The 12,794-nt window shown below is 61.1% G+C and carries 3 protein-coding genes; all 3 read left to right on the forward strand.

Going from position 1 to position 12,794, the window contains the following annotated elements:
- Positions 1-290: 290 nt before the first annotated feature.
- From QA646_RS21450 to QA646_RS21460, 3 genes are read left to right on the forward strand one after another with little or no spacing between them, the layout of a single operon-like run.
- Positions 291-2,201, forward strand: a complete 1,911-nt coding sequence (locus QA646_RS21450; RefSeq protein ID WP_283060263.1) for a non-ribosomal peptide synthetase — start codon at positions 291-293, stop codon at positions 2,199-2,201.
- Entirely contained in the window at positions 2,198-10,318 is an 8,121-nt protein-coding gene (locus tag QA646_RS21455; protein ID WP_283060264.1) for a non-ribosomal peptide synthetase/type I polyketide synthase, read from the forward strand. Before QA646_RS21450 ends, QA646_RS21455 begins: the two co-directional genes overlap by 4 nt.
- Complete coding sequence (locus QA646_RS21460) at positions 10,315-12,792, forward strand: condensation domain-containing protein (RefSeq protein WP_283060265.1); 2,478 nt, start codon at positions 10,315-10,317, stop codon at positions 12,790-12,792. Before QA646_RS21455 ends, QA646_RS21460 begins: the two co-directional genes overlap by 4 nt.
- The last annotated feature ends 2 nt before the right edge of the window (positions 12,793-12,794 follow it).

Genomic DNA, 12,794 nt, shown 5'->3' on the forward strand with positions numbered 1-12,794 from the left:
CCCTTTCAACAAGCGCAGAATGGCAACCTCCTCCTTTTGGGACGGCGGTATTTTTCGCGCGTGAGGCGCTCGGTTTCCTCTACCCGTAATGCTTTTGGCCAGCTCGCGGTCGCCTCGGTGCTCTCTTCCGACGAAATGTCTACGTCGGCTAAGGCTTAAGACTTTCGTTGAGGACGGCAGTCATCCCAATGATCAACTGGTGATTTTCCGACAGCGTGAAATTCTGCTGGCGACGATAAGGCACGCAGACCGTGCCGTCGCAGTCGGCAAACGTAGCCCGGAGCACAGCGATGATCGATTACGATGAAGAGAAAACCAATTTTCCCGTAGCCATGCACTACGACCGGGACCGCTGCCTTCACGACATGGTGCGTGAGCAGGCCCAGGCCACGCCGCACACGACGGCTGTCGTCTTTGGAGATACGGCGCTCAGCTACCACGATCTCGACCGGCTTTCAGACGCATTGGCGGCCTACCTCGTAAAACTCGGCATCCGCAAAGCGGACATCGTCGGTCTGTTCCTGCCGCGCAGCCTCAATGCCATCGTCTGCAAGCTCGCCATTCTCAAGGCTGGCGGCGCGTATCTTCCCCTTGATCCCGCCTTTCCGATCGAGCACCTCGATTACGTCATCGGCGAATGCGAGCCGAAAGTGGTCTTTGTCGATTCGGCCTATGGCGACAAGATCAGCGTCGTTCCCAGCATGCGCGGCCGAGTTATCGAGGCTAGCGCGATCATCGCGGAAATGACCATCAGCCCGCCGCAGCCGAAGCCTTCCGTCAAAGTCGGCGGCGACGATCTGGCCTATGTCATGTACACCTCCGGTTCGACCGGCCGCCCGAAAGGCACCGCGATCGCGCATCGCAGCATCTCCCGGGTCGTCCTGGATCAGACCTATGTCGATTTCCAGCCGGATGATGTGGTCCTCCACACCGCAACCATCGCCTTCGACGCGGCGACCCTCGAAATCTGGGGAGCATTGCTGAATGGCTGCACGCTTGTCGGCATGCCGGATACCAGCTTCTCCGTGGCCCGGCTCAGCAATCTCATGCGCGAAACCGGCGTCAGCATCACGTTTCTGACGACGGGGCTGTTCAATCTGTTTGCCGACCACGCGGACGGCGATCTGCCCAGGCTTCGTCATGTCCTGTTCGGCGGCGATGTCGGATCGGCGGTTCATGCGCGCCGTTTTCTTGACCGTCACCCCGGCTGCAAGCTGACGAACGCCTACGGACCGACCGAAACGACGGTTTTTGCGACAGCCTTCGAGGTGCCTGCGAACTTTTCCGGCCAGGAATTGCCGATCGGCAGGGCAATCGCGCATACGGGCATTGCTGTCCTCGACGAGGAATTGCGGGAGGTCCCGCATGGGACCGAGGGGCAATTGGCGATCTCGGGCGACGGGCTTGCGATCGGCTATTTCAAACGTCCGGAAATGACCGCGGAGAAGTTCGTGACGATCAGCACGAATAGCGGCCAAAAGCGATATTATCTGACGGGCGATCTTGCCGTTCTGCATGCGGACGGCATGGTCGCCTTCAAAGGACGCCGCGACCGGCAGATCAAGATCAACGGCAAGCGTATCGAACTCGATGAAATCGAGGCAACGCTGAGACGCGATCCGCGCCTTGCCGACGGCATCGTCCTTTGCCACGTCCAGAGCCCGACGCTGAAGCGCATCGTCGCCTACCTATGCCCCCGTCAGGGGAGCGCGGGTCCCGATTTCGTGCCGAGCGTCATGGCGACGCTGCGGGCGGCACTTCCGGCCTACATGATCCCGAGCGCCGCCGTGGTCGTCGATGCATTTCCACTGACGCCGGCCGGCAAGGTCGACCGTTCCAAGCTTCAGCCGCCGCCGGTGGAGCAGATCGAGATCGCACCGGACGCCATCGCCAAGAGCGAGACGGAAACTCTTCTGACAAGGCTCTGGCAGGACGCGCTGGGCGCGGGGAAGATCGATCTCGACAGGAACTTCTTCGACCTCGGCGGAACCTCGCTTCAGCTCATGGAGATCCATGCAGGCCTTGAGGCCGAGCTCGAACGTTCCGTCGACGTCGTCGCCTTGTTCAGGCATCCGACGATCCGCGAATTGGCTCGCTATGTCGACGGCAAGGCTTCGGGTTCAGCACGGGCGATCGCTGCCGCCCAGCGCGCCGCTCTCCAGAGAAAGACTATGTCCCAATTCCGCAGGAGCTCTTCATGACGAAAGATTTCGATACCGGTCATGCCAGTGGCGATGAGAGTGATTTCGATAGCAATCAGGATTGGGACAATCAGGATTCGGGCGGTATCGCAATCATCGGCATGTCCGGTCGCTTTCCGGGAGCGCCTTCGGTAGAGGCGCTTTGGCAACTGATTTGCGAGGGGCGCAATGCCTTCTCGCAATTCTCGCCGGAAGAACTTGAAGATGCCTTTACCGACGAAGAGCGCGCGCAGCCGAATTTTGTTCCGGCCAGGCCGCATCTTCGCGATGTCGAGATGTTCGATGCCGATTTCTTCGGCATGTATCCGCGTGAGGCGGCGCTGACCGATCCGCAGCATCGGGTCTTCCTGGAAATCTGCTGGGAAGCGCTCGAAAATGGCGGCTACGATCCGCAGCGTTATCCGGGGATGATCGGCGTCTTCGCCGGCTCCTCGATGCCGACCTACCTCATCAACAACGTTCTGGGCGATCGCGCCAAGGCGGAGGAATTCACCTCCAACTATCAGATCGGTTGTTTCCAACAGCTTGTCGGCGCACTTAACGACACGCTTGCCACACGCATCGCTTATAAATTCAATCTGCGTGGTCCTGCCTTCACGGTGCAATCGGCCTGCTCGACCTCGCTCCTCGCCGTCTCTCAGGCCTGCCAGAACCTGCTGACCTATGGCTGCGACATGGCGCTTGCCGGTGGCGTTTCGATTACCATTCCTCAAAGGCGCGGCTACATCTATCAGGAAGGTGGCATGGCCTCGCCGGATGGAACCTGCCGTCCGTTCGACGCGAACGCCGCCGGCACGGTCTTCGCCAGCGGCGCCGGCGTCGTTCTTCTGAAGCGCCAGGAGGATGCGATCCGGGATGGCGACCATATCTATGCGGTCATCCGCGGCTATGGCGTCAACAATGACGGCTCCGACAAGGTCGGCTTTGTCGCACCCAGTGTCGAAGGCCAGGCCGAAGCGATTTCTGCGGCCTTTGCGAATGCCGGCGTCTCGCCCGCAACGATCGGCTATGTCGAATGCCACGGCACCGCGACGCCGCTCGGCGACCCCATCGAATTCAGCGGCCTGAAGGGTGCTTTTTCGGACGATCCACCGCCGCCGGCAAGCTGTGCCCTGGGATCGGTGAAGGGCAATATCGGCCACACCGACGCAGCCGCCGGCGTTACCGGCCTCATCAAGACGGCGCTGGCGTTGGGCAAGGCGAAGATCCCGCCTATGCCCAACTACGAAAAGCCGAACCCGCGCATCGATCTTGATCGCAGCCCCTTTTACATTCCGACCGAAATGATCGACTGGCCGGAAACGGAAGGGCCGCGCCGCGCCGGCGTCAGTGCATTCGGTGTCGGCGGCACGAACATTCACGTCATCGTCGAAGAAGCGCCGGCGCATCGCGCCGAGCCCGCGGATGAGCAGCAAGGGCCATATCTTCTGCCGCTTTCGGCATCCAATCCGGCCGCCTTGTCGGCGATGCGCGCCAATCTCGCCGACCATCTTGCCAACAATCCTGGGCTGCCTTTGGCGCAATTGGCGCACACGCTGCAGGCCGGCCGGCGCGAGTTCAATCATCGCCTTGCGATCACCGCCAGCACCACGGGGGAAGCGATTGATCGCCTGACGGCGGAGCGCTACCAGCCGCTTGTCGCTGCCGATCAACCGCCGGTCGCCTTCATGTTTCCGGGGCAGGGCGCTCAATACCCCGGCATGGGCGCCGGTCTCTACAGCTCGGAGCCGGAATTCGCCCGCTGGATCGATCGCGGCGCCGAGATCCTGAAGATGACCCTCGGCGTCGATCTGCGCGATTATATCTGCCACACCGGCCCTGTGACACAGTCGATGGCCGACGAGCAGCGTGAAACGCGTATCGCCCAGCCCTGCCTCTATCTCGTCGAATATGCGCTGGCGCGGCTGTGGTTGAGCCGCGGCGTCAAGCCCTATGCGATGATCGGCCATAGCGTCGGCGAATTCGTCGCCGCAACGCTCGCCAACGTCATCTCCTTCGAAGACGGCTTGCGGCTGGTCGCCAATCGCGGACGGCTGATGCAGAACCAGCCGCACGGTGCGATGGTTTCGGTCCGCGCCGATGCCGAAACGGTCTCCATGCATCTGCGCGGTAAGGTGGAAATCGCCGCAATCAACGCGCCGAAACTCTCTGTCATCTCAGGGCCGTTCGAAGATATCGATACGGTTTGCACCATTCTCGAATCCGCCGGCATCGCCTTCAGCCGGTTGCATACCTCGCATGCCTTCCATTCGGCGATGATGGATGACGCCGTCATTGCCCTGCGTGAAGAAACGGCGAAGACCACATACGGCACCGCCACCGTGCCGTATATTTCCTGCGTCACGGGCGACTGGCAGACCAGCGAACGCGGAACATCGCCGGACTATTGGGCGAGCCATTGCCGCGATGCGGTTCACTTCGCCGATGGTCTGATGACTCTCTGCCGTGGCCGGAAACCGGTCCTTCTGGAAGTCGGTCCCGGCCGGACGCTCTCAGTCTTTGCCGCGCAGACGATTGCCCGCGACAGTGTCGCCGCCATCGTGCAGTCGCTGCCCGAGCATGATCGTGCCTTTGCCGCTGCCGAGACCCTGGCGGAGGCACATGGCAAGCTCTGGATGGCGGGCTACTCGCTGGAATGGCCGGCCCTGCCTGCCAGCGCCCAGCAGCGCCTTGCACTGCCGACCTATCCGTTCCAGCGCCAGCGCCACTGGATCGACGCACCGCAATCCTCCCGCCGTGCGTCGAGCCAACGGGCTCTGCCCGCTGAAATTCCCGTGCCCGCTGCCTCTTTCGCAGCCGATGTCAACCTTGTCGATGAGAACAACGCCATGAACGTCGTAACACCACTCTCCCTTTCGGATCGCGTCCTCACACTTGAAACATCCCTGTTGACCTTGCTCAGCGAAATGTCAGGGGAGACGCTGGGGATCAGCGAACGGGCCGTGACTTTCCTCGAACTCGGTTTCGACTCGCTGTTCGTCGGGCAGTTCGCACAGCGCATCGAGAAGGAATACAAGGTCAAGCTCTCCTTCCGCGAGCTGCTCAGCAACATTCCGTCAGTCGCCGATCTGGCACTGCATCTCGACCAGCAGATGCCGCCGGACGCGGTGAAGCCAGCCGCTGCACCGCTGGCGACGCCAGTTGTCGCTGCTGCCGCGCCCGCTGCCACGGCACCGTCGCCAGCCGCAATTCCGATGGCGCTTCCGGTCGCTCCGATGCCGGTGGTATCAGGCGCTTCGTCTGATTTGGCAGCCGTATTGCAATCGCAGATCCAGCTCGCGCAGTCCTTGTTTGCCCAGCAGTTGCTGATCCTGCAGGGCGGCACGGCACTCGTCCCGCCTGCTGCTGCAGCGATACCAGCCGCCGCGCAGCCGATACCGGCCGTCGCGGCTGCTCCCGCTCCCGCGCCTGCCGCTGCAATCCCCGCCAAGCCGGCAACGGAGGCAACGGAAACCGAATTCGGCACTGAACGCATCAAACTCTATCGCCCGGGCGCAAAGAGCCTCGCGCCGGAAATATCCAACGCAAAACGGGCCTTCATCGCCGACCTGACCGCTGCCTATGAGGCGAAGAATCCCAAGTCCAAGGCATTCACCAAGGCTAATCGCCATTGGCTTGCCGACCCGCGCACGGCTTCCGGTTTCCGCGCCGACTGGAAGGAAATGGTCTTCCCGATCGTTTGCGACCATTCCAAAGGCGCACACATCTGGGATGTCGACGGCAACAAATACGTCGATCTGGTCAACGGCTTCGGTCAGACCGCCTTCGGTCACGCACCGGATTTCGTCATCGATGCGATCAAAGCCCAGGCCGACATCGGTTTTGCCATCGGTCCGCAAACGCCGCTTGCCGGCGACGTTGCCGGGATGATCGCCGAAGTGACCGGCCATGAGCGGGTCACCTTCTGCAACACCGGCTCGGAAGCTGTCATGGCCGCCATGCGTCTCGCCCGTGCCGTTACCGGCCGCGACCGCATCGTGGTCTTTGCCAATGACTATCACGGCCAGTTCGACGAAGTACTGGTCAAGGGCCGCAACCGGGCTGACCGGCCGATCGCTTTGCCGATCGCTTCCGGCATTCCGATGGCCTCGGTATCCAACATGACCGTGCTGCGCTACGGCGCGCCGGAAAGCCTCGATTTCATCCGCAACAATGCCGATGAAATTGCAGCCGTTATCATTGAGCCTATCCAGAGCCGCCATCCCGAACTGCAGCCGATCGAATTCGTTCGTGAGCTGCGCGATGTCGCCACCAAGTCTGAATTCGCCCTGGTCTTCGATGAAGTCGTCACCGGCTTCCGCGTCGATCCCGGCGGCATGCAGGCGATTTGGGGCATCAAGGGCGATATGGCGACTTATGGCAAAGTTGTCGGCGGCGGCATGCCGATTGGAGTTCTGGTTGGAAGCGCGCGTTTCATGGATGCTCTCGACGGCGGCCACTGGAATTACGGCGATGACTCCGTTCCCATGACCGCCCCGACTTTTTTTGCCGGCACATTCGTACGTCACCCGCTGGTGCTTGCCGCGGCAAATGCCGTCCTGCATCACATCAAGGGCGAGGGTGCGGAACTTTATGGACGGGTCGCCGAACGGACCGAGGCCCTAGTCGCCGAGATGAAGGCGGACCTCGCAACGCGCGGCATTGCCGATGTCATTCACGGCTACAAGAGCTGGTTCGCCGCCGACTTCAGCAGCCAGGATTCGCTGGGATCGCTGTTCTACGCTCAGATGCGCCTGAACGGCGTCCACATCCAGGAAGGCTATCCATGCTTCCTGACAACGGCCCATAGCGAAGAGGATTTCCAGACCATCGCCAAGGCCTTCCGCGACAGTCTCGATGCCCTGCAGTCGGTGGGCATTCTCGCGCCTGCCGAAGATAGGCCGGCCCCAGTGGTCGAAACGAAAGCACCCGTCGTAGCCCGTGCTCCGCGGCCTCAATCTGCACCGCTGACCGAGGCGCAAACGGAAATCTGGCTGGCGGCGCAGGCCGGCGACGAAGCCTCGTGCTCCTTCAACGAGTCCTTTTCATTGAAGCTCGAAGGCGCTTTCGACGAGAAGGCATTCCGCAAAGCCATTGATACTGTCGTTGACCGCCACGATGCCTTCCACATCCGTTTTGATCGCAGCGGCCAGTTCTTCCACTTCATTCCGGATTTCAAACTTGACGTGCCGCTGGTCGATCGTGCCAGCGAAGTAGATCTGCGGCAGATCGTCGAAGACGAAGCGCTGACACCCTTTGACCTCGTGAACGGTCCTTTGGTCCGGGCCAGCATTGTGAAACTTAGCGGTGACAAGCACGTCTTCGTCTTCACCGGCCACCACATCGTCTGTGACGGCTGGTCGATCAACGTCTTCGTGGACGAGCTGTCGACGGCCTATGCCGCCTACCAACAGGGCGACACACCGAGCTTCGAACCGGCTCTGTCCTTCGCCACCTATTCGACCGACTTCGCACCAAAGCCTGAGAAATCAGGTGCAACGGAACAATTCTGGCTCGACCAGTTCAAAACGGTTCCCGATCTGCCGGAAATGCCGCTTGACCGGCCGCGCCCGGAATATCGCAGCTTTGCCGGCGGAACCTGCACCGGCTTCATCGGCGAAGACGTCTACAAGGCTCTGAAGAAGGCAGGGGCAAAATCGGGTGCAACGCTGTTCTCCACCCTGCTTGCCACCCTGCAGGTGACGATCTCACGGCTTTCCGGCCAGGAGGACATCGTCATCGCTATCCCGTCTGCCGGCCAGAGCCTGATCGGTGACCAGATCCTCGTCGGCCACTGCGTCAATCTTCTGCCGTTGCGCCAGACCGTGACGCCGGCAGAATCCTTCGTGACCCACCTGAAGGCAACGCAGCAGTTGGTCTTCCAGGCGTTCGAGCATCAGGACTACACCTACGGCACGCTGGTGCGCAAACTCGGCATCAAGCGCGACTCACGGCGCCTGCCGCTCACCGAGATCCAGTTCAACCTGGAACGGATGGCCGGCGGCTCCGCCTTCGGCAACCTCAAGCCCACGATCGAGCCGAATGCGAAGGCATTCTCCAACTTCGACATGTTCTTCAACATGATCGAGGCAACGGATCACATTCGCATTGATGTCGACTACAATGCCGACGTCTTCGACCGCGCCACCATCGAGCGCTGGATCGGCCATTTCGCGACGCTGGCGGAAGCACTCGCGAAAGATATGGATCATAAGGTCTCCGACCTGTCGCTGCTGACGGCGGAGGAGAAATCCTGGCTGATCGACAGCCTGAATCATTCGGCGATGGACTATAATCACGACGAGTTCGCCTTCTCGCTCTTCGCCCGCAAGGCAGCGCAACATCCGAATGCCGTCGCCGCCGAACATGACGGCCACACGATCACCTACGGCGAACTCGAAACCCGCTCCAACCAGCTCGCCCTTTATCTGCAGATGGCGATCCCGGAACCTGGCCAGCGTATCGCGCTTCTCGTCGAGCGCTCGCTTGAAATGATCGTCGCCCTCATGGCGGTCATGAAGTCCGGGCACACCTATGTGCCCATGGACCCAGCCCATCCCGAGCCGCGGTTGCGTCAGACGCTGGATATCGCCCGCGTCGGCGGCCTGATCTGCGACAGCGACGAGATGGCACGGCTTGCCGCCTCGGGCACGCCCATCATCCGTGTCGACAAGGACGCTAAGGCCATCGGCTCGATGACGGGTGCTACCCTGAAGAACCTGCCGACCGATACCACCGCTCCGGCCTATATCATCTTTACCTCGGGCTCGACGGGCATGCCGAAGGGTGTCGAAGTGTCCCACCGGGCGCTGACGAACTTCCTACTCTCCATGGCGAAGGAACCGGGATTCACCGCCAGCGACACGCTGATTGCCGTGACGACCATCTCCTTCGATATAGCCGGGCTGGAAATATACCTGCCGCTGATATCGGGCGGAAAGGTCGTCATCGCCAGCCGCACGCAGGTACAGGATGGTTTCGCACTGGTGAGGCTGGTCAACGAGCACAATGCCACGGTGCTGCAGGCAACTCCGACGCTCTGGCAGATGTTGACGGAGGCCGGCCTCAAGGAACGGCCGAACCTGAAAATGCTTTGCGGCGGCGAGCCCTTGCCGAAGGAACTGGCGAAATCGCTGCTGACGATCGGGGGTGAGCTCTGGAACATGTATGGCCCGACGGAGACGACGATCTGGTCTTCGTTGCAGCGGATCACCGATGCGGACCAGCCGATCACCATCGGTCATCCGATCGCCAATACGCAGCTCTACATCCTCGACCAGAACAATCGGATCGCGCCGATCGGCGTGACCGGCGAACTGCATATCGGCGGCGACGGCCTGGCGAACGGTTATTTCGACCGGCTTGACCTGACCGAGAAAGCTTTCGTGCCGTTCTGCTTCGCGACCGGCAGGCCGAAGCGGCTCTACAAGACCGGCGATGTCGGACGCCGCCTGGCCGACGGGTCGCTGCAATTGCTCGGCCGGCGCGACCAGCAGATCAAGCTTCGCGGCTTCCGCATCGAACTCGGCGATATCGAAGCCGTCGTTTCCAAGGCCGAAGGTGTCCGCCAATGCGCCGTCGTCGTGGCGGAGAACCAGAAGGGCGACCGCTCTCTCGTCTGCTACGTCGTACCCACCATCAGCGGCATCGAGCTTTCGTCAGCCAATCTCGCCGCATACGCCAAGGCCAATCTTCCCGGCCATATGGTGCCGAGCTTCTGGGTGATCGAAAGTGAGCTGCCGCAGACGGCCAATGGCAAGCTCGATCGCAAGACCCTGCAGTTGCGCGGCGTGCCGCAGCGCGAAGCCGCAATCGTCAAGGTCCAACCCAAGACGGAGACGGAGCGGCGGATCCTGACGATCTGGCAGGAGGTGCTGAACCTCGGCGACATCAGCGTCGACGACAATCTCTACGCGCTGGGTGCCGACTCGCTGACCATCTTCCGCATCGCCGCCCGCATGCTCGATACCGGCCTGCCGCTGGAGGCGAAGCATCTGCTGCGTCACCCGTCGGTGGTCGAACTGGCGGCCTTCGCCGACAGCCAGGGCGAGATCAAAACTGATCCGGCGCAATTTCACGTTCCATCCTTGAGAGACTTCCGTAACGGCGCACGCCGCGGATTGGAGAGGGCAATATGAGTACTGTCGAAAACAGCCCCGTAGGCCAGGTTGCCGATCTGGAGATCATCGGCGAGTTTCCCTGCACGCAGACGCAATTGCGCTGCTGGATTCTCGATCAGTTGCTCCCCGGCAATCCAGCCCTCAATGTTGCGGTTCGCTGGGAAATTCGCGGCGCATTCAAAGCTGCCACTATCGAGCAGGCCTTTCGCAAGGTGATCCAGCGCCACGAGATCCTGCGGACGCGGTTCATCGAAAGGGGGGGCAGCCCCTATCAGCAGGCGGTCGACAGGATCGATTTCAAGATGTCGGTGATCGATCTTCGCAGCATGGCGGCCGATCAGCGCCAGGCGAGAATTATGTCGATCGGCGAGGAGACGGCGCAAGCTCCTTTCGATCTCAGCAAGCCCGGGCTCTTTCGCGTTTCCCTACTGATGGCAGAGAATGACCGCGGGGTTCTCCTCATTACCGCCCATCAGAGCTGCTTCGACGGCTGGTCGATCCGCGTGCTCGGACGGGAAGTGGGGGAAATCGCCGCCGCTATCGATGCCGGCAGGCCCCCGGTGCTGCCGGAGTTGCCGCTGCAATATGGCGATTACGCCCTCTGGCAACAGGAATATCTGCAGAGCTATGGCTTCGAGACGGAGAAGACCTTCTGGAAGGAGAAACTTACCGGCGCGCCATACTTCGAGGTTACGCCGGATCATCCGCGCGGCCGTGTGAAGACCAATCACGGCAATATTCTCTCCGTCGCGCAGCCTCTCGCCTTCAGCGAGCGCATGGACGCCGCCGCACGCGCTCATCGTGTCTCGCAATACAGCTATGGCGCTGCCATCATCAGCGCCATGCTGCATCGGCTGACGAATGCTCAAACCGTGATGTTCGGTTCGCAGGTGGCGGGCCGCGAACATTCCGATCTCGAAGACCTGATCGGCGTCTTCATCAACAACCTCGTGCTGCGATGCGATTTCTCTTCCGACATCTCATTCGCGCAGCATATCCATTCGGTCAGCGAAACGGTGGAGGGGGCGCTGAACCACCAGCGCATGCCATTCAACAAGCTGGTGGAGCTGATCAATCCGGTCCGCGATCCCTCACGCAATCCGCTGATCTCGGTGAACTTCAACCTGCAGAAGGCATTCCTGGAGGATCACCGCTATGGCGGCTTCGAGCTGATCAGCTCACCGTCGCAATCGCCGGGCGTCATCTACGATCTGAGTTTCATCATGATCGGCCGGCCGTCGGGTTGGCGCATGTCGATCGAATACAATGCCGATCTCTTCGATGCACGCACGATCGAAAGTCTGCTGCAGCTCTGGCAGAAGGCCTATGAGATTGCCCTTGATCATCCCGAGGCATTGCTGTCTTCGCTGACTGTGCCCGAACGGCAGGCGATCGCTGCCGTCAAGGACACATCGGCAGAGCTTTCCGCAAGCCAAGCTTCGGCCGATACGCCGGTGGCGAAGAAGACGGCGGCGCTTGCCGCCCTCTGGCAGGACATTCTCCAGGTTCCGCAGGTGCGGCCGCAGGACGATTTCTTCGCGCTTGGCGGTCATTCCCTGCTGGCGCTGCGGCTGCTGTCGGCGGTGCGGGATAAATTCAACGTCAAACCAACGCTGGAGCTCCTGTTCAAAGAGCCGACGCTCGAAGGCTTTGCCGCTGCGATCTTCGATACGCCGAAGACGCAGGAGCCCGCCACCGGGATCGTCAACCCTTGGGAGTTGCTCACCTGCAAACAGGGCACAGGCCCGGCCTCGCTTTATACGCTGAACCACCCCTTGCTATTTTACCGCCTGGCAAACGCATTGCCGGATACGATATCGGTTCATAACGTCAACATGTTCAATCCCGATCTCAGAAAGGGTCTGGCTGATCTGCGTCTGGAAGACATCGCTCGCTATGCGGTCGATGCCATGCAGATCGACGTCAACGCGGGGCCTATTGCTCTCGCCGGGCTCTGCGTCAACGGCACGCTGGCTATGGAGGTGACCAGGCAGTTGCGGGAGAAAGGGGCTGATGTCAGCTTCACCGCCATCATCGACACGTGGGCGCCTGGATATTTCGCCTCGTTGCCGAAAAAGGAGCAGAAGCGCTGGAACAGGGAGCGGCGCGTCAAACGTCTCATCTATTTCACCAAAAAGGTATTGTCGGGCCGGATGCCGTTGATCGTCTATCTCAAGGAGTTCAACTTCTCGCTGGCGCTCCTCAAAATGTTCGGTGTCAAAGCTGGGCAATATTCAGCTGACGAAGAGGCTAATGCTGCGGTGACGGATCTGCTGGTGGCGGCTGCGCGCAGCTACAAGCCGGTGCAGAACAAGGACCCGTCTGTGATACTGTTGCGCAGCCAGGCCAATCATCCCCGCGCCCGCAAGCTGCTGTTCGGCTGGGGCGATGCGGTGGCGGCAGATACCACCGTTGTCGACATCAAAGGCTGGCATGAGGACTCGGTGGCCGAACTGGCATCGGTCGTCTCCAAGAAGTTCGGCGGCGCCTAAAG

It is taken from the genome of Rhizobium sp. CB3090, from assembly GCF_029714285.1.
Taxonomy (GTDB): domain Bacteria; phylum Pseudomonadota; class Alphaproteobacteria; order Rhizobiales; family Rhizobiaceae; genus Rhizobium.

Excerpts from the sequence above, each read along its gene's own strand:
- QA646_RS21450 (WP_283060263.1), top strand. The coding sequence starts at position 291 with ATGATCGATTACGATGAAGAGAAAACCAATTTTCCCGTAGCCATGCAC.
- QA646_RS21455 (WP_283060264.1), top strand. The coding sequence starts at position 2,198 with ATGACGAAAGATTTCGATACCGGTCATGCCAGTGGCGATGAGAGTGAT.
- QA646_RS21460 (WP_283060265.1), top strand. The coding sequence starts at position 10,315 with ATGAGTACTGTCGAAAACAGCCCCGTAGGCCAGGTTGCCGATCTGGAG.